Source organism: Amycolatopsis sp. cg13, assembly GCF_041346965.1.
Lineage (GTDB): Bacteria > Actinomycetota > Actinomycetes > Mycobacteriales > Pseudonocardiaceae > Amycolatopsis.
Genome location: NZ_CP166848.1, coordinates 4,706,371 through 4,729,222, shown reverse-complemented (window position 1 = coordinate 4,729,222; position 22,852 = coordinate 4,706,371). Strand labels below are relative to the sequence as shown.

The following is a 22,852-nucleotide window of genomic DNA, read 5'->3' as shown; positions in this document are numbered from 1 at the left end:
CTGTCCTTGCGCCGCGGTCGCCTCCGCTCGGGCCGAGTGCACAGTGGGGTGAGTTTGCCAGTTTCCGTCACCCCGCTGTGAGCAGTTGGTTACAGTGGCTGCCGGAGGGGCCTCGGGACTGGTTGCCTGGTCAAGGGGCGGTGCGCGGTGCACGGGAGGGCGGGCATGGCTGAGAACGACCCAGGGAAAGCCCTGGAGACAGCAGGTTGGCTGACTGGGCTGCCGATCACGGTGGTGGGCACGGCGATGAACGTGGCCAAGGGAGTTTCGGATGCTGCCGCTGTGGCGTCTGCTGTGAAATCCGGGGCGGGGTTCACTCTGAGCCCTGATGAAGCGCGTTCGCTGCTCGATCGGGCGAAGCGTCTCCGCGACAACCTGGCAACGATGCGCCCGAAAACTGTGTCGTTGACGCAGCTCACGCCACCGGCACAAGACCCGGGCAGCATGGGGTTCAATCAGCAGGTGGTCAGGACTTTCGCGGACGGCAAGGACGCGAACGACGCCATGCACAAGTACATGGTGGAACTCATCGGGCGCCTCGAGAAGGCGTTGGGCATTGTCAGTGAGGCAGACGGCCAAGCGGCCGGAGATGTGAAGGCCGTGGGCAACGGCGGCCAGAGCGGGGGACTTGCAGTATGAAGGCTCGGATGCTCCTCGTGGCCGCTGGCGCAGTTGCGGTGAACGCTTTGGTCGCGGCATGCTCTGGTGGGTCGGCACCAAATCCCACTCCTGGCTCAGGCAGTGCTTCTGCGCCTTCGTCGGCGGCTGAGAAGACTTTGCCGTACGCGGGTGCGCCGAAGGTGAACAATCCGCTCCCTGTGTCAGTCCTGTCGGGCCATCCATGCGATGAGGCGCTCACTCCGGATCAGGTGGGCAGGATTCTTGTGCAAAAGCCGCAGGGAAAGCACGATGACGAGCCTTCGCTTGGCCCCCAGTGTCATTGGCTCAACAGCGATGCTGGCGCGGTCGCTACGGTCATGTACGTCACGAAGGTCTCGGATGGCCTGAGCGCCGTTTACGCGAATTCGAAACCGCAGTCCACGTTATGGCGCCCGCTTCCGCCTATCCAGGGTTTTCCGGCAGTTGCTCACTCCAATTTGAGCAAGGATACCGAGAAGGAGTTCTGCCAGGTCAGCGTCGGTATCAGCGATCAGCACGACATTGATGTTTCAGTCACGCTTGGTCAGTCGAAGGCCGGCGGGCCGGATCCATGCGACGTTACTGCCCAAGTTGCGGACATGGTCGTCACTAATCTGAAGCAGAAAGCTGGTGCGTAGCCGATGGGATTCTTCGATTTCATCGGTGAAGGCGCCAAGTGGATCGGTGACCGGATCGACGACGCGGACAACTGGGTCAATGACCGACTCAAAGATGCTGGTGGCTGGTTTTCCGACTTTTACCACGGCAATCTTGGCGATCAGGCGGTACCGGCACCGGCAATCGTGCAGCAGGTGCAGCAAGGGCCTGGGACATCGTCGTGGGATAGCGGCAGTGCGACCGTGCGGGACGTGGCTCAGGAGCACAACCAGAACAGCGACGACGCGCAGCAGATCACCACCATGCTCGAATCTGTCTGGACCGGTGACGGGGCGGATGCGGCTCGCGCGAGGCTCAGACCCTTGTCTGATGCGTCGGCTACCTCTGCGCAGGCATACGTGGTCAATGGACAGAAACTGGTCGACACCACGCACGGCTACAACGACATGAAGATCGCGCTGCAGTCCATGCCTCCGACACCCCCGCACAAGAATCTTTGGGATCAGGGGACTCCGTGGGACACGGATACCGAGAAGCAGATCAACGAGTACAACGCGGCAGCGAATCACAACGTTGAGCGGTATCAGAAGTATGCGGATCAGGCCAAGACCAATGGTCAAGGGTTGAATAGCAATTACGGTCAGGTTTCCGGGTTCGACGGGCAGAATCTCAAGATCGATTCCGGTAGCGATCACGCGAAGAGCAAGAGCGAGTCGCACGAGAAGGCTTATCGGGGGCCTGGGCGGGATTCTGGTGGGCCGGGCACCGGGCCTGGGGCCACTGGCGGGGTTGGAAGCTGGCCGGGAGGCAGCGGGGCCGGGACCAGTGGACCTGGGACTAGTGGGCCTGGGGTCAGTGGGCCCGGCGCGACCGGGTCGGGGAGCAGCGGGGCGGTTGGTGGAACTGGTGGGGTGCCGCTCCAGCCGGGGAGTACGGGCAGTGGCACGTCGCACGGCGGAGGGACGTACCCGGGGAGCACCGACGGGACGTCGACGTCTGGGTGGACGCCCCCGTCGGTTGATCGGGTCGGAGGGTCTAACTGGACACCGTCGACGCCGACCTTCTCGGGGACTGGCGGCGGTAGCACCAGCAATAACAACAGCGTCGGCGGCTGGGCACCGGGTGGGTTTGGGCCGCTCGGTGGGGGCGGCGAGGCTGGAACTGGTGGCCGCAGCGGAGGGATCGCGGCGCGGCTTGGCGGGGGTACGGGCGTAGGCACCGGAGCCGGGGCCGGAGCGGGTGCGGGGGAAGAGGGACGCGCAACGCCAGGAGCAGCAGGGAAGGGTGCGGCCGGAGCCAAGGGGAGCCCGGGAATGGGTGGCATGGCCGGCGCGGGAAAAGGCAAAGGCGAGGAAGACAAAGAACACCAGCGCAAGTACGGAATCGAAGACGACTCAGCGTTCTCCCTCGTTGACGAGAACGGCGAGCGAGCCCTCGATCCGCGCACTGGGCTGCCCCCGACACCCCCGACGATTGGCGGTTGAGGGGTTCGATGACGATCATCGACAGGCCGTTGCGGATGCCGCGGCCGGTGTTTTTGGCGCTTTGGCACGCTGAGGACCTCGGGAAAACACCGGTGGTGGTTGAGGACACTCCGATGTACTTGACCGAGGAAGGTGCGGCCGAACGGGCGAAGCGGACGCGGGATCTTCTTGCACAGCTTGGTGAAACAACGGCGGAAGCGTTGCGTGGCACCTTAAAGCTGCTCGCGAACGCGCGGCATGAGGTGTACGGGTGGACTGACTTCGGCACCCATCAAGAGGACAACGGGGCGATTCTTGTCGCGGCGAGCGGGCGAGAAGCCGTGCGGTTGATTACCGACGCGGAGTTCGTTCAGCTTGATCCGGTGTCGCCGCACGAGCTGGCGGCTTGTTTGGTCATGGCGATGCCGGACTGTCCGCCGGCGGCGGTTCGGGCGATGCGGGTGAGGCGGGAGTACTACGACAACGGCGGGGCGGATCCGCTGGCGGAGGAGGGCGGCGACGCGGACGAGTTGCGGTATCTGATGCGGGCGCCGCGCGACGCGGTGCATCAGCTGCATGCCGCGGTCCGGGACGAGCGGGGCGGGCGCCGGTACAGCTCGCCGTTGTCGGTCATCGACCTCAGCGGGCGGGGGCGGGTGCTGAGCTTCCAGAGCACAAGGGACGGAGCCGCGCAGATCAGTGTCGGCCCGGGAAACCGGGCGTCCTTGATCGATGCGGTGGATCGAACGCTCGCCGGACTTCGATAAAAACTAGTAACCGCGTTTCCCTTTCTCGTGTTCCGCGTTAACCACTGCGTCGGGTTCACAGAGAGGTGAAACGGTATGGGCGTACGCGCGTTCGGACGAGGCATGGTCCTCCTGGCGGCGACGGTGGTCGCGCTCGGCGGCGGCACCGCGGTGGCATCAGGGGAAACCGGGAAAGAACCGACCGGGCCGGTGCAGCCGAACATCATCGCCGCGGCGATCTACTCGGTCGGGCAGCCGACGATCGCGCCGCCGGGGGCCAATGACTGGAACTGCAAACCCTCTGCCGAACATCCGAACCCGGTGCTGCTGTCCAACGGCACCACGGCCAACGCGTACGAGAACTGGGCGAATCTGTCCCAGAAGCTCGCCAACGCGGGGTACTGCGTGTTCGCCGGGAACTTCGGCGGGTCGCCGGGGGCGTTCCTGCAGACCGTCGGGCCGGTGGCGGGGACCGCGGGGCAGCTGGCGACCTTCGGGGACAAGATTCTCAAGGCCACGGGGGCTTCGAAGCTTGACGTCGTCGGGCATTCGCAGGGCGGGATGAACCCGCGTTACTGGATCAAGTATCTCGGCGGAGCCAGCAAGATCGGGAAGCTGATCGGGCTGTCTCCATCGAACTACGGCACTAACCTGTTCGGCCTGCTCACCGCGATCCAGGCGATTCCGCCCGCGCGCGACCTGGTCGGAGCGGCTTGCGCGGCTTGCAATGAGCAGTCGACCGGATCCGCGTTCCTCAACGATCTCAACGCGGGTGGCGACACGGTTCCGGGCGTCGACTACACGGTCATCCAGACCAGGTATGACGACGTTGTCACGCCTTACACCAACGCCTTCCTCAAGCCCGCGCCCAACGTGAAAAACCTCGTCCTCCAGGACGTCTGCGGGCTCGACTACACCGATCACCTCGGCATCACCTACGACCCGATCGCGCAGCGCGAGGTGCTCAACGCGCTTGACCCGCAGCACGCGAAGCGGCCCAGCTGCGTGTTCGTGCCCCCGGTGATCAGCTGAGATACCCCCGCCTCGGGGTAAAAACGCGAACACTTTCGCCGACTTGATTGCGCCGCCGCCAGCCGCGATGTCACAGTCGGTGACATGTTCTGGCTGCTCCCCGACACCTGGACGCCGCACGACGAGGCCGAGCTGGTCGCCGGATGGCGGCTCTGGCTCGAGCTGAGCGACCGCGCGTGGCCCACCGCGTCGTGGGACGGCACCCCGTCCGGCGCGGTGGGCCCGTTGCGCGAACTGCTCGACGCGTGCGACGAAATCGAGCGCACGTGCCGGGAAACGGCCGAACCGTCCGCCGAGTTCACGGACCTCGTTCAACCGCTCGTGCTGTGCGCGAGCGCGGTCATCTGCCTCTGGTGGGACGACCACGCCCCGCTCGACTCCACCCGCGCCAAGGCGCTCCACGAGGACCTGCGCCGCTTTTCGGCCCTCGCGGAGCGCGTCCTCACGCTGTTGTCCGCCCACGGCGGCTGGACGGAGCTCGACGCGGCCCGCCGCCACCCGGCTTGAGCCGGTATTCGGCGAAACTGCTCACGAGCGTGCCCTCGCCTTGGGTCAGTGCGGGCAACGCTTGCTCCAGTTCGTGTGCGGAGGCGGCCGGGAGGTGACCGTCCACAGTGCATCGATCGCCGGTGATTACTGGCTCGCCGGGTACCGCGCGAAGTTCCACTAGCTTGCGCAGCACCGCGCTGATCGAGGAAGCCGGTGCTTCTAGCTCGAACGCGTGGACCGGCTCGTACACCCGCGTTCCGGCCTGGCGTAACGCTTCCTGCAGCACTAACCGGGTCATGCCGCGGAAATCCCCGGCGGTGCTGGCTGGCGGGTAGAACGCGGTATCGGTCAGGGTGACCACGCAGTCGATTACTTCCCGGCCGTGCAGGCCTTCGCGCAGGATCTCGTGCACAGTGTCTTCCACGGCCTTGTGAAACGACAGCGGCAACGAGCCGAGTTCGACTTCCAGCCGGTAGTCGGTGCCGGAACCAGGCGGGCCAGGTTCGACGCGAAGGCCGACTGTGGCCCAGAAGAACACGCGTTCGTCGGGAGCGGGACCGCGCACGCGGTGTCCAGTCCCGTGTAGACGTTCGACCAGCAATGGGCGCGATTCCTCGAATTCGGCGGCGATTCCGAATTCCTCGGCGAGCGTTGTCCGGATTACTTCTTTCTGTACTTCGCCGTACAAGCGAACGGTGATTTCCTGGTCGTGTCGGCGAATGCTGATCAGTGGGTCCTGTTCGGACAGTCGTGTCAGCGCGGTGTACAGCTCGCTGGTCTGGTCAGGATCGACCGGGTACACGAGCGTTTCCAGGCTCGGCGGGGCGAAGAACCGGTTCTGGGAAAGGTCGGCGCTGTCGCCTAGTCGGTCGCCGATCCGGATCTCCGGCAAACCCCAGACGCGGGCAACATCTCCGGCCAGCGCTTCGCCGGACACTGGGGTCGCGCCGTGTTCGAACACGCGCACGGCGGAAGGACGGCCGATGCCTTCCGTGCCCAAGCGGCGGAACGGCACTGGTCGGCGCGCCGCCAGCGAGCCGGAAAACATTCGCACGTAAGCGATTTTCTCGCCGGAACGACCGCGTTCGATTTTGAAGACGGTGGCGTCGAGCGGCCCGTCCGCGCGGCGTTCGCGGGACGGCAGCAGGTTGTAAACCCCGGCGACGAGGTCGCGCACCCCAGCTCCGGTGACGGCCGAACCGAAAAAGACCGGATACACCGAGGCGGCAGCTACTTGACGTGCCAACGCATCGCGATAATCCATTGAGGACGCATTACCGGCCACATAGGACTCAAGGAAGATGTCATCGCCAGCTAGCGCGTCCGCTAACCGTTCGTCGACGGGCAGCAGCGTCGGGTGTGCACTAGCGGTGCCGATCCCAACCACTGTGCTCAGAGGGACACAGTGCGGGGAAAGCTTGGTACGCAAGGATTCCAGCAATGAAGCTTCGCGAGCACCAGTGCGGTCGATCTTGTTCACGAACACGAGCACCGGTATGCCGAGCCGGACGAGCGTGCGCATCAACACGCGGGTCTGGGCCTGTACGCCTTCCACTGCGGACACCACGAGCACCGCGCCGTCGAGCACACCGACGGCGCGTTCGACTTCGGCGATGAAATCGGGATGGCCAGGGGTGTCCACGAGGCTGAGCCGGTGGCCGGGCGTGCTGACCGCCACGACGGCGGACTTGATGGTGATGCCGCGCCGGCGTTCGAGTTCGAGCGAATCGGTTTGGGTGTCGCCGTCGTCGACCCGGCCGGCGTGGTCGATCACGCCGGTCTCGAACAGCAGACGTTCGGTGAGGCTGGTTTTACCTGCGTCGATGTGCGCCAGGATGCCGATGGTCAGTGCTTTCATGCGTGCGGAAGTCCTCAGATGCGGGAGACAGGCCGAACTGGGGTCGATCGGACTGTCGGCGCATCGGGGCTCCTCGCACGTAGAGAACATGGCCGCGAGCAGCACCCACCCGCGGATATCGGCACGGTAGCGCCGGGCCGGGCGCGGTGTACAGCGAGTTTTCGGTGCCTGTCGGTTTCCTGTCGATCACTGGCTGACACCCCCGCGGCGGTGTTCGGTGCCCTACCGTGAGTCGGGTCAGTTGAATTTTCACCTACTGGGAGCTGTCTCCATGTTGACTCGAGTCAAGGACGTCGCGCTGCTGCTCGGCCGCATCGGCATCGCGGTGGTGTTCTTCGCCCACGGCCTGCAGAAATGGGACAGCGGCGTGGGCGCGACCGCCGACATGTTCAGCCAGATCGGCATCCCGCTGCCGACCGTCTCCGCGTTCCTCGTGATCGTGCTCGAACTGCTCGGCTCGATCGCCTTCGTCGTCGGCTTCCTGCTGCCGGTGGTCGCCATCGGCTACGCGATCAACATGGCCGGCGCGCTGATCTCGGTGCACGCGGCGCACGGCCTCACCGGCGAGGGCGGCTACGAGCTGGTGCTGGTGCTCGGCCTCACCGCGCTGGCGCTGGGCTTCAACGGCGGACGGCTTTCCCTGGACCACGTGTTGTTCCGGCGTCGCCGCGAAGGCGCGAACGAGCTGCAGACCGCCTGACCACCGCGTGGAGTGCTGGCCGGGTGGTCAGCACTCACGCGGTCAGGTCGGCGGTGGTGCGTTCGGCCTCGCGACGGGCGGACAGTTTCGCCGGATCGGCGTTCGTCACCTGGACCAGGTGCGCGCTGGCGGCGAGCGGGACGAGCAAGCCGTCGAGGACGCCGTCCGGCACCGTCCAGTCCATCGTGGACAAAACTCGGTCGGCCGCGGTCAGGCCGAGTTTTGCCGCGCGGGCAGTGGCTTCCGCCCACACTTCGTCCACCGTGGAGGAACCGAGCGCCGGGGTGTCGCCGGTGGCAGGCTGCATCGGGAAGAACTGGTCGCCGGACATCCGGGCCTCGGAAAGGTAGTCGAGCGCTCCGCCGGACGGCGGCGTCGACAGGCCGCGGCCCATCGGGTCGAGCGACACCACCGCGACGGCCGGGGCGTCGATCTCCTCGTCCGGGCTGGTGAACACCACTCGCGCACCCTCGGTCTCCGCGACCACTCGCGCCCCGCACCACCACGCGCCGAGCAGCACGCCCGCGGTCTGCCAATGCGCGGGCAGCCGCACCGCGACGGCGTCGCCCGGCTCGACGTCGAACTCGTCGACCAGCCAGTTCGCCGTTTTCGCGGCCCAGTTCTGCATCGTCGCCACGGACAGCTCGACCCGGCTGCCGAGCCGGTCGTCGTAGTGCGTGATCAGCGGTTTCGCCGGCGAGGCCAGAAGCGGGCGCAGCAGCTGCTCGGTGAGGCTCATGCGCCCGCCTCGCTAGCGCTCGGCGCGGCATGAGCCGAAGGCGCAGTGTTGAATGATTCGCTCGCAAGCTCGCTCATGCACTCAGGCTAGTCGCGGCGTCAGTCGACGCAGGGCACGCCCGGGATTCCGGAATCAAGGCCCTGCGGCACCGCCCCGGCCGCCGCGCCGCCGCCCCCGTTGCCTCCCGTGGCGCCGGGGGCGGTGCGTCCGGCCAGCCCGGCCACGAACTTCTGCACCGCGGCCGGGTCGACCTCGACGATGCTCTGCCCGTCCTCGCTGCGGCCGTTCGTGGTGATCACCGGGATCGTCGCGAAGGTCAGGTCGCCGGACGCGACGCCCTTGACCTGCTGGGCGAATTCGAGCACGTCGAGGCTGTCGTCGAGGACGAACGACCGGTGCACCGCGTCCATCAGGCTGTTCAGCGTGCTCGGGCTGGCGAGCGTGCCCGCGGACAGCACCTTGCGCATCGCCGAGGACAGGAACGCCTGCTGCCGCTTGATCCGGTCCAGGTCGCCGTTCGGCAGGTTCTTGCGCTGGCGCACGAAGGACAGCGCCTCGCCGCCGCTGACCGTCTGCACGCCGCGGCGGAAGTTTGCCCCGGAGTCCTTGTCCGACGTCGCGTGGTTCAGGCACACCGGAACGCCGCCGACTGCCTCGGTGATCAGGTAGAACCCGAGCAGGTTGACCTCGGCGTAGTGGTCGATGCGCGCCTGGGTGAGGTCCTGCACGGTCTGGACCAGTGCCCGCCGCCCGGCGGCATCCGAATCGCGCGCGATCTTCGCCTGGTCGTGCTCGCCCTGCGCGCGTTCCTCCTGCTCGGCATGCGCCTTGGCGACGCCGTACGCGGAGTTGATCTTCGCTTTGCCTCGGCCCGGCACGTCGACCCAGCTGTCGCGCGGGATCGACACCGCGGACGCCTTGCCGCCGTTCTTCGGGATCCGCAGCAGGATGATGGTGTCGGTGTTGATCCCGGCTTTGTCCTCGGTGCGCAACGACTTCAGCATGCTCAGCGGGAGCGGGTTGCCCTGCTGGTCGGTGCGCGCGTCGCTGCCGACGAGCAGGATGTCGGTGCCGCCGTCGTCGGCGGGCGGGGCCGGGGGCTCGCCGTCGCGCGGGGTGAGGACGTCGGCGGTCGCGACGTTGTCCTGCAGTTTGTCCTTGGTGACATACGCGTAGCCTGTGCCGCTCAGCGCGAGCAGGGAGACCAGGCCGATCGCGACGCGGCGGGTGATCCGGGTGACCCGGCCCGAGCGGCGCTGCGATTCCGGCGGCGGCGCGGGGCTCGACGGCTGGGGGAGTTCGACGCGCGGGTGCGGGGACGGCTTCCATTCGGGAGCGGCTTCCTCTTCCGCGGCGGCACCTTCGGCAGCGGCACTCTCGGAGTGGGCGGCAGCTTCAGCGCCGGTGGCAGTCTCGGAGTTGGCCGCAGCTTCAGTGCTGGTGGCACTTTCGGCGCTGGCGGCACCCTCGGTAACCGGCTCGGCTTCCTCTGCCGCGGTGTCCTCGGTCACCTCTTCGGCGACGGGCTCAGCGGCAGCGTGCTTCGGCTCCGTCGTTCCGTCGGATCCGCGGTCCGAGGCGTCGGAAACCGCCGGACTGTCGGCGGAATCCGCCGTCCGGTCCGGTTTGTCCTGGTTTTCGCTCACCCCGGCTACCTCCCCGCTCACCAGCGTACGGCCTGCGGCACGCCGGCACGCTGGGTGCTCGACTCTAGTTGACGCAGGGGACATCGCCCGCCGTGATGAGCGGTGCGGGTGAGTTCGAAGGTGCGGACGAAGGCGGTCCGGACGGGGCCGACGAAGGCGGTGCGGCAGGCGGGGCCGAGGACGTCGAGGCCGGCGCTCCGGCCGGGTCGCGCGCGTCCTTGCCGAGGATCACCCGGACGTGCCCGGCGGCGACGTCGGCGTCCGGTTCGGCCTGTGCGTTGGTGCCAAGGGTTTGGCGGACCAGATCGACGGCGGCTTCATCGGACGGGTGGTAGCGCAGCACGGTGGTCGCGCGGGTGGACAGCTTCGTGCTCGTGCCGAGCTGGAAACCCTTGCCCTGCAACAGGCCCTGCACCTGATCGGCGGCACCGGAACCGGAGCCGTCGAACAGTTCGACGGTGACCTTTTCCGCTCCGGGCAGCGGCGCGTTGCTGGGTTCCGGAGCGCTGCCGTCGGAGGTCAGCCGGTTGATCTCGGCGCGGACCTTCGCCGGGTCGACGCGCAGCACGTCCGCGCCGCCCATGACCGCGTTGCCCTCGGTGGGGATGGTGTGGAATTCGACGTTGCCGCCGGTCAGCCCGCGCATCTGCTCGACGAACTCCGACAGGTCCCAGCCCGCCGACAGCACCACGGACTTCTTCACCGCCTCGATGAGCTGTGCGATCCGCACCGGGTTGGCCAGCACGTCGGACGACAGCACCTTGCTCGCCAGCCCGGACAGGAACGCCTGCTGGCGCCCGATCCGGTCGAGGTCGCCGTTTTGCAGGCCGTAGCGCTGCCGGACGAACGCGAGCGCCTGCACGCCCTCGATGGTCTGCTTGCCCGCGGGCAGGTCGACGCCCGACTTCTTTTCCTTCACCGGGTTCTTGAGGCACACCTGCACGCCGCCGATGGCCTTCGTGACCTCGTAGAAGCTGGCCAGGTTGACCTCGGCGTAGCGGTCGATCATGCCCGGTTTGCCGATGAACTTCTCGAGCGTCGCGACGAGGTTCTTGCGTCCGGCGAGCTTGGCTTTCTCGTCGACGTCCTTGAGGTCGGCGTTGCCCTTGGCCTGCAGCGTCTTGGCGGTGTCGTTGTAGGCGTAGACGTACGCGCTGTTCAGCTTGTGCTTGCCGAAGCCGCCGGTGATCTCGACGTAGGAGTCGCGCGGGAAGGAGATGGCGATCGCGTGCTCCCCGTTCTGCGGGATGTGCAAGAGAATCATCGTGTCGGTCTGTTTTTCGCCGTCGGACTCGCCGGCGTGCAGCATGTCGAGCACCTCGCGGGGCAGCGGGTTGCCCTGCGCGTCGGTGCGGCTGTCCTGGCCGACCAGGAGGATGTCGATGGCGCCGTCGAGCGGTTTCGCGTGCGGCTGCTGTTCGCCGAAGATCGCCGTGGTGGAGAAACCGGACTGCGGGTCGCCGATGAACTGCCAGCCGTACCAGGTCAGCGCCAGCACGACCACGGACACGACGGACAACAGGATCTTCCCGCTTCGCCGCAGCACGACGACCACGCCGCGACCGCGGTGCACCGGCAGCGGTGTCCCCGGCCATTCGGCCACTGTTCCTCCCCAGGATGCCCGCGCTTTCGCGCTTTGCCCGACTCTACCGACTCTCGAGTGAGCCACCCGTAGGCTGGTGGCGAGAATGCCCGGTCGGGCGGAAGGGTGGATGAGGATGCGGGTCCTGGTCACAGGCGGTGCCGGGTTCATCGGTTCGCACTACGTGCGGCAGGTGCTGTCGGGGGCGTATCCGACGCTGGCCGACGCCGAGGTCGTGGTGCTCGACAAGCTCACCTACGCGGGCAGCGAGGCGAACCTAGCCCCGGTCGCCGACAGCCCGCGGCTGCGTTTCGTGCGCGGCGACATCTGCGACACCGCACAGGTCACCGAGCTGATGCGCGGCGTCGACCTGGTCGTCCACTTCGCCGCCGAGTCCCATGTGGACCGCTCGATCCTCGGTTCGGCGGACTTCGTGCTCACCAACGTGCTCGGCACCCAGACGTTGCTGCAGGCCGCGCTCGAGGCGCAGGTCGGGAAGTTCGTGCACGTCTCGACGGACGAGGTGTACGGGTCCATCCAGGACGGTTCGTGGTCGGAAGACCACGTGCTGGAGCCGAATTCGCCGTACTCGGCCTCGAAAGCTTCGTCGGATCTGATCGCCAGGTCGTACTTCCGCACGCACGGTCTCCCGGTGTGCGTCACGCGGTGCTCGAACAACTACGGCCCGTACCAGTTCCCGGAAAAGGTCATCCCGCTCTTCGCGACCAACCTGCTGGACGGCAAGAAGGTCCCGCTGTACGGCGATGGTCTGAACATCCGCGACTGGCTGCACGTGGACGACCACTGCCAGGGGATCCAGCTGGTCGCCGACGGCGGTCGCCCAGGCGAGATCTACAACATCGGCGGCGGCACTGAGCTGACCAACCGGGAACTGACCGAACGCCTGCTCGCGGCGACCGGCGTCGGCTGGGAAATGGTCGAACCGGTGACCGACCGCAAGGGCCACGACCGGCGGTACTCGGTCGACATCGCGAAGATCAGCGGCGAACTCGGTTACGCTCCGCGGGTGTCGTTCGAGGACGGTTTGGCGGAGACGGTGCGCTGGTATGCCGACAACCGTTCGTGGTGGGAGCCGCTGAAGGCCCGCGCCGCGCTCGGCACGTCCTGAAACCCTTGTCGCAGTAGGAGGTACGCCGGTGCGGCTGGCAGTGCTCGTGCCCGGCGGTTCCGGTCAGCTAGGCCGGGACCTGGTGAACACCGCGGGCCCGGAGACGGAGGTGATCGCGCCTTCGTCGGCGGAGCTGGATATCACGGCGACCGGCCAGGTGATCGCCGCGGTGGGCGAACTGGCTGAGCGGGCGGCTGCTGCTGGGGCGGTGCCGGTGGTGATCAATGCCGCCGCGTATACGGCTGTTGATGCCGCGGAGTCGGACGAGGCTCGGGCGTTCGCGGTGAATGTCGACGGCCCTCGGGTGTTGGCGGCGGCTTGTACTTCGCGGCGGGTGCCGTTGATTCATGTCTCTACGGATTATGTTTTTCCTGGGGACGGGGATCGACCCTATGAGGTTGATGATGCGCTCGGCCCGCAGAATGCTTATGGCCGAACCAAGGCTGCCGGGGAGGATGCGGTTCTCGGTTCCGGCGCTTCGGCCTGGGTGGTGCGGACCAGTTGGGTTTACGGGAAGACTGGGACCAATTTCGTAGAGACCATGCGAAGGCTGGAGTCTGAGCGGGACCAGTTGTCGGTCGTGGATGATCAGGTGGGAGCGCCTACCTGGTCGGCTGATCTTGCCCGGGGCCTGTGGGAATTGGCCGGACTGGTTGCCGCTGGACAGGGTCCTTCTGGGAAGGTCCTGCATTGCACCGGCGGCGGGGAGACTTCCTGGTACGGCTTCGCACGCGCGATCTTCGAGGAGATCGGCGCCGACCCTACTCGCGTGAAGCCCTGCACTACTGCGGAATTCCCCCGCCCCGCCGCCCGCCCCGCCTACTCTTTGCTATCCAACACTTCCTGGCGAGACGCCGGACTGACTCCGCTAAGGGATTGGCGCGCAGCTTTAAACAGCTACCTCCACGCCTAAACGGACAAAGCGCCAGCCCCCTCCCGGCTCCCCGATATAAAGCCGCCCTGCGGTCTGGGGTTGCTTGTCAAGGCATCTTTCCCGCCTTGACAAGCAACCCCAGACCGTCAGCACAATTACGGCTCGGGGTGCCTTTGTCTTGGAGGTTCTTTCCCCGGCTTCGCCGGGTTTAATGCCGAGTCACACTTCGATAGCCTGGCGATAAGCAGCGAGCGTGCGTAGCGCAGTGTTGTGCCAGGTAAAACTGGCCGCATGAGTCCTACGGGCGGTGGACGTCGCGAGGCCGTGCGGATCGGTTACAGCTTGGCGCAGAGCTTCCGCGAGTCCGTCAACGTCGTCATACGGAACCAAAGTGGCGCAGTCTCCCGCAACTTCGCGCAGAGCGGGAATGTCCGTACAAACGACCGGAACATCCGAGGCCATCGCTTCCAAGACAGGCAAACCGAAACCTTCATCCCGCGAAGGAAGCACAAGGGCAGCAGCACCAGCCACCACAGTCCGAAGGTCCACATCGGACAGATACCCAGTCTGTCCAGACCTCGGCAGCCTCGGAAACGGCCCAGGCCCAGCGAAAACCAGCGGCGGCAAATCCGGCGCGGCGGCATGGGCGGCGGCCAGCCAGTCCAGCCCCTTGCGCGGTCCGGCGGCACCGGCGAACAACAGGTACTTCTCCGGCAACCGCAGCTTCGCTCGCACCCCATCATCCGGCGGCCGAGCAGTGAACCAAGCCGGGTTCACCCCCAAAGGCGTGGCGATGATCTTCGACCGATCGACATCCAGTTTCTCGGCGACCGAGTCCGCAACAGCCTCGGTCGGCGTGCAGATGACATTCGCCCGGTGCGCACCACGCCGGACCAGTTCAGGCAGGGTCCGGTCAGAGTGGGCCAGTTCCTGAGGGGCGTCAATGAAAGCCAGATCGTGAATGGTCAAGACGCCAGCGGCACCGAGACGGCCAGGGAGGACAAAGTTCGTGCCATGAACAACATCAGTGGGGCCAGCGAACAATTCCACCGGCGGCAACTGGGTACGCAGCCAGGTGGCTCGCAAGAGGCGAGCGGAAACCGGCATTCCCCGAGCCTGAACCCCATGCGGCAGTACATGCCGCAACTTCCGCCAGCCCCGCAAAGTAAACGCGACGGCGCGAAGGTCCACTTCGGACATCGAAGCCAGCTCTTCGCTCAGCGCTGCCGTGTACCGGCCAATCCCCGTCCGGGAACCGAGCAGAGGGGTGCCGTCCAGCAGGACGCGCAGCGGACGATCAGCCACGGCGCAACCGTTCCCGCGCCACCTTCGTGACCCGTCCCGCTGCTCGCCTCGCCAATTCGCCCGGCCCGCCAGCGGCGAGATATTCGCGCACCAGGGCCAGATCCCGCCGTACCAGTGCAGAGCCGCGTACCGGGTCGCTAACCGTGAGGTCAGCGCCGCCGGGCAGGCGGTCGGCGGCGGGACGCGGGTTGCGGCAGAACTCCACCAACGGTTTCAGCGCCTCAGGCCAGGCGTATCGCTGGGCGACCACTCGGATTCGTTCAACACAGGCGTCGGCGAATTCCCGGTCGTACAAGGACTTCTCTAGCGCATCCGCCAAAGCACCGGCGTCTTCAGCGGGGACTACGACGCCGAGGTTCTCCGCGCGGACGAGATCAGCGAAGGCATCCCCGTCCGTCGTCACGATCGGCAAACCGGCCCACAGGTAATCCAGAACCCGGGTGCGGAAAGCGAAAGTGGTCTCGACGTGTTCGTAATGCGTGGTGACACCGCAGTCGGCGTCGAGAAGCCAGTTCTGGCGGTCCGAATACGGGACCCACTGTTCGTTGAAGAAGACGTTCTTGTCCGTGAGGCCAAGGGAATCCGCGAGCCGCACCGTCCGGGCACCGATGTCCATTTCGGCGACCTCGGGGTTCGGGTGCTTCATGCCGAGGAATACGAGACGGGCGTCGTCGCGGCGGTGGCGGAGCAGGTCGAAGGCGCGGATCAGGGTCAGCGGGTCGAACCAGCTGTAGACGCCGCCTGCCCACAGGACGACGCGGTCGGACTCGCCGATGCCAAGAGCGGAGCGCAGGCCGGGGCCGGTGCGCGTCGGGGCTTGGGGGGAGAGGCCGAAGGGGACGACGGCCAGCAGCGACTGGGTGGTCGGGTCGGCGTCGTAGAGGCGCGGGGACAGGCGGCCGAGTGCGGCTAGGTGGCCAAGCCAGAAGTGTCGCTGGCGTTCCGAAGCGCAGAGGAAGAAGTCGGCGCGTTCGAGTTGAGCGTCCAGGACTCGGGTGACACCGGCCAGGTCGAGAGCGCGCTGGTCGTCGGGGGCGTCCTTGCCCTGTTCCAGCAGCTCCAGGTGCATCGGGTCGTAGACGTCCGCGACCACGATTTTGTTTTCGTGCTGCTTCTTCAGCGACGGGGCCAGTTCCAGTACGTGGCCCTGCAGGATCACGACGTCCGCCCATTCGATCGGGCCGTCGAGATCGCGGTGCTTGCCCGAGCTGACCCGGAAGGCCGCGGGCGGAGGCGAGACCAGCGGGTTGGTGGTCATGAGGTGCACGTCGTGCTCGGCCGACAGCGTCGAGGCGATGTTCCACGCGCGGATCGCGGGGCCGGCCATCCGCTCGGTGATCGAATCACCGGTCAGGACGAGGATCTTGCGACGCTGGCCGAAGACGTCCTTGATGCCGAACGCTTCGACCAGAATCTCGTGTGCGCGCAGGTAGTCCGGCAGCGGGTACGCGGGCTCAAGTGCCTTGCGCAGCAACGGAAGCAGGTCGGCGTCGGTGCGCACGCGGGCGGCCTGCTCAATCGCGCGGGACTCGGCCAGCGAGGGCATCATCTCGACGAAACGGTCCACCGCCAAGACTCCGGCGAGGGTGGTGCGCGGGACCGCGACATCCGAGGTGTCGACCGGGCCGACGCCCTTCTCCAGGTTCAGCTGCTCCGGGTCGATGCCGCCACGCGCGGTCGCGCGGCGGACGGCCAGCGCGAGTGCGGCGGGCAGGGCGCGGGCGAGCGATTCGTCGGAGAGGTTTTTGTACAGCGCGGCCAGCGCGTTGCGTTCCAGCAGGAAGGTCTCGCGGCCGGTGTCCGGTGCGTCGACGGCGGACATGGTGCCGTGGTGGCGGTGGTAGGTGAGCGATTCCGGCACGTAGCGGACGCGCCAGCCGCGCAGGTTGAGGCGCCAGCCCAGGTCGACGTCCTCGTAGAACATGAAGAAGCGCTCGTCGAAACCGCCGAGTTCGGCGAACACCGAGGCACGTACGAACAGCGCCGAACCGGTACCGAAGAGAACGTCCTTGGCGACGTCGTGTTCGGCCTCGGGCACCTCCGCGAGCGGGCTGCCGGCGTGGCGCTTGTAGCCCATGCCGAACCAAGTCAGACCCGCGTCCACGAAGTCCGTGCCGGTGCCCTCCCAATCGACGACCTTGCTCGCCACCGCGGCGACGGTCGGCTGCGCGCGCAGTTCGGCGACGGCCGCGGAGACCCACGCCGGAGCGGGGCGCGCGTCGTTGTTGAGGAAGCCGAGGACGGTGCCGTTCGCGTGCTGCGCGCCGAGGTTGCAGCCGCCGGCGAAACCGGTGTTGACCGGCGATTCGATGAGCTGGACATCAGGCGCCGCGGCGCGGATGCGGGCCGCGTCGTCGCCGCCGGAAGCGTTGTCGACGCAGATCAGCTCGACATTCGCGTAGTCCAGGTCGGCTCGCAGCGCCCGCAGGCAGGTGATGGTGTCGTCGGCGCCGCGGTAATTCACCACGATCACCGAGACGAGCGGTTGCGGGTCCCCCACTGCCAAGACGAGCTCCTCCGTCGAATTTCCGCCCAGCTTAAAGGCCAGCCCAGGCTTCCCAGATCGCGCCTCGGCCCAGCGCCGAGATCCGGCTTACGCGACCGCGTTCCCGCAGGGTGCGGGGGAGCCGGAGAAAGATCTCCGCCAGCACGCGCAATCGCAGCGCCGGGTCGAAGTTCGCCGCGTCCGGACGGTGCCCGCGCAGCGGCAGCAAAGCGGTGATCGCGGCGAAGCGGGCCAGTTCGCGGAATGCGACTTTCGTAGGTGCGCAGCGCACCAGCATGAGCAAACGATTGCGTTCATTCCACCGGTGAAATTGCGGTGAGCCAGGGTTCGTGCTGGCCCCGTGCAGGTGCTGGACGCGTGCCTTCGGCGCGGCGACGACGTGCCATCCAGCCAGTCGAAGCCGCCACGCGGTGTCGGTGTCCTCGTAGTAACAGAAGAAGCTCGCCGGGACCCCGCCGACCGCGCGCACGGCCTCGGTGCGCAGCAGCGCGGCGCCGCCGCAGAAGCCGAAGACCTCGTCGCTGGGTTCGGTGAGGTCGGCGCCGTGGCCGTCGGCGGTGAGGCGGACGCCGGTGGACTGGGTGCTGCCGTCGGGCAGTTCGAGCCGGGACGTGACGGCGGCGGCGAGCGGCTGACTTTCGAGGTTGTCTTCGAGGACCGCGAGCCAGTCCGGTTCGGGAGCGGCGTCGTCGTTGAGCCAGGCGACCCGCGGGGTGTCGATCCGGCTGAGCGCGTGAGCCATCGCACCGGCGTATCCGGTGTTCCTTCGCAGCCTGAGCACCTCCGGACGGCTGGGGTGCGCGGCCAGAATCGTTGCGGTGCCGTCGGTTGAGGCGTTGTCGACCACGAGTGTCCGATGTGGACGGTCCTGGGCGGCGAGCGCGTCGAGGCACGCGGCGAGGTGGTCTGCCCCACGCCAGGTCACCACGACGACGGTGGTGCCGGATTCCTCGCTGGTCACCTGGGAGAGAATAGCGGCGTGCCCGAACTGGTCGTGATCGCCGAGCAACTGCTCGCCCCCGTTCCGGGTGGCACCGGCCGGTACACCGCCGAACTGCTGCCCGCGCTCGCCCGCACCGCGCCGCCCGGCTGGACCGTGTCCAGCGTGGTCGCGCGGCACGCGGACGTCTCCGCGGCGCGGATCGAGGGCGTCGAGGGACCGCGCGTGCTGCCGCTGCCGCCGAGGGCGCTGGTCGCGCTGTGGCAGCTGGGCCTGCGCTGGTGGCCAGGCGGTGACGCGGTGCACGCGCCGACCCCGTTCGCGCCGCCCCGTCCCCCGGCTGGGCGAACGCTGACCGTCACGGTGCATGACACCGTGCCGTGGACGCATCCGGAGACCCTGACCGCACGCGGCGTCAGCTGGCACCGGTCGATGATCGCGCGGGCCGCGCGGCGGTCGTCCGGGCTGATCGTGCCGACCCGCGCGGTCGCCGACGAGCTGGCGGTGCTGCTGGACGTGGACGTTCCGGTGCGGGTCGTGCCGCACGGGGTGACCGTGCCGGAGGGGTCCGCTGCGCTGGATCTGCCGTCGCGGTACGTGCTGGCGGTCGGCACGATCGAACCGCGCAAGGGCATGGACGTGCTGGTCGACGCGGTGGCGCAGCTCGACGGCACGGACGAGGTCGGCGACGTCGGCCTCGTGCTCGCCGGCCAGCCCGGCTGGGGCGGCATCGACCCGGTGCGGCTGGCGGCCGACCGCGGCCTGAAATCGGTGCGGGTGCTGGGGAAGGTTACCGACGCCCAGCTGGCGACGGCGATGCGCGGCGCGAGCGTGCTGGCGATGCCGAGCCTCGCCGAGGGCTTCGGGCTGCCGCTGCTGGAAGCGATGGCGATCGGGGTGCCGGTGGTGCACACGGACGTCCCGGCGCTGGTGGAGGTATCCGGAGGGGCGGGGCTGGTGGTGCCGCGCGGCGACGCCGATGCGCTGGCTCGGGCGCTGAAAGAGGTGCTGCTGTCGCCGGACAAGGCGGCGGAGCTGTCGAAACTCGGACGCGAGCGGGCGAGGACGTTCACGTGGCGGGCTGCGGCGGAGGCGGTGTGGGCTGCGCATCGGCGGTCGAGCTGACGGGTCTCGCGAGGCGACCCGGGCCGGGCGAAGCCGAGGCGCGGGCTGTGGGCGGGCGCGTCGGCGGTCGAGCCGAGGGGCGCGGTGCCGTTGTCGAAGCTCGGCTACGGCGGCCGAGCGGACAGTCAGACCGAATCGCCGAGGTCACACGGTCGGGTGAACCCAGACGGGTGAGCGCAGGTGGGCGAGGGTGGACCTCCCCGGAGTTGGCGGCAGTTTGCCGGTTCCTGACCTGTGCGGTGGGTGATCGCCGTACGCTGCACTCGTGACCGGTGATCCCCGTGTGCTGATCGACGCGACCGCGGTGCCCGCGGATCGGGGCGGGGTCGGCCGATACGTGGACTCGCTCGTCGGCGCGCTCGACCAGGACGGGGCCCGGCTGACGGTGGTCTGCCAGCCGCGCGACCTGCCGCTCTACGGCCAGCTCGCGCCCAGTTCCCGGATCGTCGCCGCATCGCCCGCGACCTCGACGCGCACAGCTCGGCTGACCTGGGAACAGGCCACCCTGCCGCGGCTCGTGCGCCGGCTCGCCGCCGACGTCGTGCACTCGCCGCACTACACGATGCCGCTCGCCAGCGGGGCCGCTTCGGTGGTCACGCTGCACGACGCGACGTTCTTCACCGACGCCGTCCTGCACTCGTCCGTCAAGGCCCGTTTCTTCCGCGCTTGGACCACTACGGCGCTGCGCCGGGCAACACTCTGCGTAGTTCCCAGTCACGCGACAGCGGTAGAACTGGCCCGGGTGAGCCCGGTGCGGCGAGCCGAGATGGAGATCATCCATCACGGCGTCGACAGCGAACGGTTTCATCCGCCGTCCCCGGAGGAGATCGCGGCGGCGCGGGAGGCGGTCGGGCTCGGCGCGACGCCGTACATCGCGTTCCTCGGGGCGCTCGAACCGCGGAAGAACGTGCCCGCGCTGATCCGCGGTTACGCCCGCGCGGTCGCCGGGCAGCGAGACGCCCCGGCGCTCGTGCTCGCCGGGCAGCCCGGCTGGGACACCCAGGTGGAGCGCGCGCTGGACGCGGTGCCGCACCGGCTTCGGGTGATTCGCGCCGGGTACCTGCCGTTCGGCACGCTCGCCGGATTCCTTGGCGGAGCGGAACTTGTGGCTTATCCGAGCCTCGGCGAAGGCTTCGGACTGCCGGTTCTCGAGGCGATGGCCTGCGGTGCCGCGGTACTGACCACGCGCCGGCTGTCGCTGCCGGAGGTCGGCGGGGACGCGGTGGCGTACTGCGGCGTCGGTGCGGGCGATGTCGCCGCGGCGTTGACGGAACTGCTGGCCGATCCGTCGCGTCGTTCAGTGCTCGCTTCCGCGGCGCAGCGGCGCGCCAAGGAATTCTCGTGGACGACAACAGCGGACCGGCACCGCGAGGCTTACGGAAAAGCCTGGCACCAGCATTTGCGCAATCGTTAACGGAGACGGTAAAGGGCTTCCGCGTTGGCGTGCGCAATCTTTTCCCGGTCGTCCTGGTTTGGCAAGTTTTCCAGGAATTCCGTGATGGCCGCGGCCTGGACCTGATGGAACGGGTAATCGCCGGACAGCAGGATCCGGTCGGCTGTCGTGTATTCGAGTGCGTTGCGCAGCATGCGCGGGACGAGCATTCCGCTGGTCGCCAGGTGAATGTTCGTGCGGAAATACTCGGAGACGCGACGTTCGAGATGCGGGGCCGTGTGCGACAGGCTGTCGATGCGGTCCAGCGCGAACAGGACCACCTCGCCCCAGTGGCCGAGGACGACCTGCAGCTCCGGGTGGCGGTCGAACGTTCCGCGCAGGATCAGCCGGATGACGGCGAGCCCGGCCTCGTAGTGCCAGCCGAGGCCGTAGGTGGCCAGCCCGAGGTCGAGTTCCGGGCTGAATCCGCTGTAGGAAGCCTGGCGCACCGGCTCCGCCGGGATCTGCGGGTGGACGAAAACCGGCCGCCCGAGTGCGGCGGCCGCGCCGAGCAACTCGTCGTACGCGGGATCGTCGAGGGGACGCTCGCCGCTGCGGCCGTACGACATGATCCCGACATGCGCGGGATCGTTCGCGGTTCGCTGCAGTTCGGCGAGGGCCGCGGCCGGGTCGGACATCGGCAGCGTCGTCATGGCGCGGAAGCGATCGGGATGCTTCGCGACGGCCTCGCTGGCGAGGTCGTTCGCCTCGCGGCTCAGCTCGATGCCTTGCGGCAGCGGGCATCCGTGCATTCCCGGCGGTGCGATCGAGAGGACTTGGACGTCAATGCCGGCCTCGTCCATCCACGCGACGCGCTGGTCGCCGATGTCGAGCAGGCGTTCGGTGAGGTCGCCCCGGTCGTTGAGCGCGATGCTCGGATCGCCGGATTCGGCGCGCAGCATCCGGTCGATGCCGGGGGTGGTCCAGTGCTCCTCGATCGCGACGGTTTTCATCGGCCTCCTCGTTATGGCTGGTGCTTTCGAGATTACCAGTTTTCGGTTAACCGGCCTTGGGTGTTTTTCGGACGTGGTGCGCGATAGCGACCGCGACTCCGCTCGCGACGAAGAATGCGGTTACCGCCGGATTCATGGATTGAGACAAACTGGGCGCGCTTTCCGGACTTAACGCCCAGAGTGCGAGGACGCCGAGATAGACCGCGGCCAGTCCGGCGGACCACCAGCGCAGCGCGCGCGGCTGGGAATTGCGCAGGCTGGAGACGACGAGCGCGATCAGCGGGATACCGGAGAGCAATGCGAACTGCCCGAGGACGAGCGCGGGCACGGACCACGCGGCGATCAGGATGGGCAGCGAGGCGCGAGATGCGGTCATGGCGATTCTCCTTCGCGGGGGTTGTGGTCAGTGGTGGCAGTGGGCTTCGGCGGCGGTCTTCAGGTCGGCGAGCCAGAGGTCCAGCCCCGGGGCCAGGTATTTGATCGCGGTGGCGGGGTCGGCCTCGATTTGCGGACCAGTCCAGCTTTCTTCGGTGCGGACGACGACTCCGCCGCGCACCGGGACGAAGTTCCAGACGTGCGTTCCCTTGTCGATCCGCAGGCCCTGGCCGATCGCGGGGCCGGACCAGCGGATGCACTGGCCTGGCTTGACCTGGTGCACGGTCGACGTGATGACCAGCGTGGTGGCCGGCGTCGACGGCGTGGCCGGGGCGGGCGTGGTCCAGCGGAACCGCGAACCCGGGTGCAGCCTGCCCGGGTCGAGCCGCTTCATGCTCGTGACCGGCTTCTGCCACTGCGGCCAGCTTTCGACGTTGGTGTGCAGCCGCCACACGGTGCTTAGCGGGGCCTTGACGAAGGTCTCCGCGCGGTGGTGAAGCTGGGCTGTCTGATCGATGCCTTTGCCTTGGCAGGTAAGGGAACCCGGGTGCGTGGCGGCTTCGGCGGGTGCGGCACCCAGAAGTCCGGCGGCGATCGGAAGGGCGAGGAGGGCGGTGCGCAGGCGGCTGGTGTTCGGCATCGTGAACTCCCTTAGTGACTGTTAATACTATTAACTCTGGTTAAGACCGTACAGCCATGCG

General features: G+C 67.7%; 21 protein-coding genes. 11 read left to right on the top strand and 10 right to left on the bottom strand.

Annotation, left to right across the window (positions count from 1 at the left end):
• The first annotated feature begins 165 nt into the window (after positions 1-165).
• The 6 genes from AB5I40_RS21655 to AB5I40_RS21630 all read left to right on the top strand — a co-directional run bounded on the left by AB5I40_RS21655 (position 166) and on the right by AB5I40_RS21630 (position 5,005).
• Positions 166-639 carry a hypothetical protein gene (locus tag AB5I40_RS21655; RefSeq protein WP_370940331.1) on the top strand — a complete coding sequence of 158 codons (474 nt, stop codon included), beginning with the start codon at positions 166-168 and terminating at the stop codon, positions 637-639.
• On the top strand, positions 636-1,277 hold the full coding sequence (locus tag AB5I40_RS21650; RefSeq protein WP_370940330.1) for a DUF3558 domain-containing protein: 642 nt from the start codon (positions 636-638) through the stop codon (positions 1,275-1,277). Before AB5I40_RS21655 ends, AB5I40_RS21650 begins: the two co-directional genes overlap by 4 nt.
• Before the next feature lie 3 nt (positions 1,278-1,280).
• On the top strand, positions 1,281-2,741 hold the full coding sequence (locus tag AB5I40_RS21645) for a hypothetical protein (RefSeq protein WP_370940329.1): 1,461 nt from the start codon (positions 1,281-1,283) through the stop codon (positions 2,739-2,741).
• 8 nt (positions 2,742-2,749) lie between these two features.
• On the top strand, positions 2,750-3,487 hold the full coding sequence (locus AB5I40_RS21640) for an ESX secretion-associated protein EspG (RefSeq protein WP_370940328.1): 738 nt from the start codon (positions 2,750-2,752) through the stop codon (positions 3,485-3,487).
• 75 nt (positions 3,488-3,562) lie between these two features.
• Positions 3,563-4,498 (top strand): esterase/lipase family protein, encoded by a 936-nt coding sequence (locus AB5I40_RS21635; RefSeq protein WP_370940327.1) that lies wholly within the window; start codon positions 3,563-3,565, stop codon positions 4,496-4,498.
• Between the two features lie 84 nt (positions 4,499-4,582).
• Positions 4,583-5,005, top strand: coding sequence for a hypothetical protein (locus AB5I40_RS21630; protein ID WP_344288753.1), 423 nt, complete (start codon positions 4,583-4,585; stop codon positions 5,003-5,005).
• Here the strand turns inward: AB5I40_RS21630 and AB5I40_RS21625 are convergent.
• Positions 4,941-6,845 carry a GTP-binding protein gene (locus tag AB5I40_RS21625; protein ID WP_370940326.1) on the bottom strand — a complete coding sequence of 635 codons (1,905 nt, stop codon included), beginning with the start codon at positions 6,843-6,845 and terminating at the stop codon, positions 4,941-4,943. The genes AB5I40_RS21630 and AB5I40_RS21625 overlap by 65 nt on opposite strands.
• 271 nt (positions 6,846-7,116) lie before the next feature.
• Here AB5I40_RS21625 and AB5I40_RS21620 point away from each other — a divergent pair, with 271 nt between their 5' ends.
• Positions 7,117-7,545 carry a DoxX family protein gene (locus tag AB5I40_RS21620; protein WP_370940325.1) on the top strand — a complete coding sequence of 143 codons (429 nt, stop codon included), beginning with the start codon at positions 7,117-7,119 and terminating at the stop codon, positions 7,543-7,545.
• 34 nt (positions 7,546-7,579) lie between these two features.
• Here AB5I40_RS21620 and AB5I40_RS21615 read toward each other — a convergent pair whose 3' ends face one another.
• The 3 genes from AB5I40_RS21615 to AB5I40_RS21605 all read right to left on the bottom strand — a co-directional run bounded on the left by AB5I40_RS21615 (position 7,580) and on the right by AB5I40_RS21605 (position 11,533).
• Positions 7,580-8,284, bottom strand: coding sequence for a TIGR03089 family protein (locus AB5I40_RS21615; protein WP_370940324.1), 705 nt, complete (start codon positions 8,282-8,284; stop codon positions 7,580-7,582).
• Positions 8,285-8,382: 98 nt separating this feature from the next.
• Positions 8,383-9,930 carry an LCP family protein gene (locus tag AB5I40_RS21610; RefSeq protein WP_370940323.1) on the bottom strand — a complete coding sequence of 516 codons (1,548 nt, stop codon included), beginning with the start codon at positions 9,928-9,930 and terminating at the stop codon, positions 8,383-8,385.
• Positions 9,931-9,994: 64 nt separating this feature from the next.
• Positions 9,995-11,533, bottom strand: a complete 1,539-nt coding sequence (locus tag AB5I40_RS21605) for an LCP family protein (RefSeq protein WP_370940322.1) — start codon at positions 11,531-11,533, stop codon at positions 9,995-9,997.
• A gap of 115 nt (positions 11,534-11,648) precedes the next feature.
• Here AB5I40_RS21605 and rfbB point away from each other — a divergent pair, with 115 nt between their 5' ends.
• Both rfbB and rfbD read left to right on the top strand, forming a co-directional pair.
• Positions 11,649-12,641 carry a dTDP-glucose 4,6-dehydratase gene (gene rfbB / locus AB5I40_RS21600; protein ID WP_370940321.1) on the top strand — a complete coding sequence of 331 codons (993 nt, stop codon included), beginning with the start codon at positions 11,649-11,651 and terminating at the stop codon, positions 12,639-12,641.
• A 28-nt stretch (positions 12,642-12,669) separates the two neighbouring features.
• Positions 12,670-13,554: a dTDP-4-dehydrorhamnose reductase gene (rfbD, locus tag AB5I40_RS21595; RefSeq protein ID WP_370940320.1), complete on the top strand. Its 885-nt coding sequence runs from the start codon at positions 12,670-12,672 to the stop codon at positions 13,552-13,554.
• A 180-nt stretch (positions 13,555-13,734) separates the two neighbouring features.
• Here the strand turns inward: rfbD and AB5I40_RS21590 are convergent, their stop codons facing one another.
• The 3 genes from AB5I40_RS21590 to AB5I40_RS21580 are packed head-to-tail and all read right to left on the bottom strand — an operon-like array spanning position 13,735 to position 18,287.
• The gene (locus tag AB5I40_RS21590) at positions 13,735-14,820 is read right to left on the bottom strand and encodes a glycosyltransferase family 4 protein (RefSeq protein ID WP_370940319.1); all 1,086 of its coding nucleotides are present in this window, start codon (positions 14,818-14,820) and stop codon (positions 13,735-13,737) included.
• Positions 14,813-17,326, bottom strand: a complete 2,514-nt coding sequence (locus AB5I40_RS21585; RefSeq protein ID WP_370940318.1) for a glycosyltransferase — start codon at positions 17,324-17,326, stop codon at positions 14,813-14,815. The genes AB5I40_RS21590 and AB5I40_RS21585 overlap by 8 nt, the downstream gene beginning before the upstream one ends.
• Before the next feature lie 31 nt (positions 17,327-17,357).
• The gene (locus tag AB5I40_RS21580; protein ID WP_370940317.1) at positions 17,358-18,287 is read right to left on the bottom strand and encodes a glycosyltransferase family 2 protein; all 930 of its coding nucleotides are present in this window, start codon (positions 18,285-18,287) and stop codon (positions 17,358-17,360) included.
• Between the two features lie 18 nt (positions 18,288-18,305).
• Between AB5I40_RS21580 and AB5I40_RS21575 the strand changes: the two genes are divergently transcribed.
• Together AB5I40_RS21575 and AB5I40_RS21570 are read left to right on the top strand one after the other, a co-directional pair.
• A complete protein-coding gene (locus AB5I40_RS21575) occupies positions 18,306-19,391 on the top strand; it encodes a glycosyltransferase family 4 protein (RefSeq protein ID WP_370940316.1) in 1,086 nt (361 codons plus the stop codon).
• 283 nt (positions 19,392-19,674) lie between these two features.
• Positions 19,675-20,805 (top strand): glycosyltransferase family 4 protein, encoded by a 1,131-nt coding sequence (locus AB5I40_RS21570; protein ID WP_370940567.1) that lies wholly within the window; start codon positions 19,675-19,677, stop codon positions 20,803-20,805.
• Here the strand turns inward: AB5I40_RS21570 and AB5I40_RS21565 are convergent.
• From AB5I40_RS21565 to AB5I40_RS21555, 3 genes are read right to left on the bottom strand one after another with little or no spacing between them, the layout of a single operon-like run.
• A complete protein-coding gene (locus tag AB5I40_RS21565) occupies positions 20,802-21,776 on the bottom strand; it encodes an amidohydrolase family protein (protein WP_370940315.1) in 975 nt (324 codons plus the stop codon). The genes AB5I40_RS21570 and AB5I40_RS21565 overlap by 4 nt on opposite strands.
• A gap of 46 nt (positions 21,777-21,822) precedes the next feature.
• Positions 21,823-22,152, bottom strand: a complete 330-nt coding sequence (locus AB5I40_RS21560) for a hypothetical protein (protein WP_370940314.1) — start codon at positions 22,150-22,152, stop codon at positions 21,823-21,825.
• A gap of 27 nt (positions 22,153-22,179) precedes the next feature.
• Positions 22,180-22,791 (bottom strand): SRPBCC family protein, encoded by a 612-nt coding sequence (locus AB5I40_RS21555; protein WP_370940313.1) that lies wholly within the window; start codon positions 22,789-22,791, stop codon positions 22,180-22,182.
• Positions 22,792-22,852: the final 61 nt, after the last annotated feature.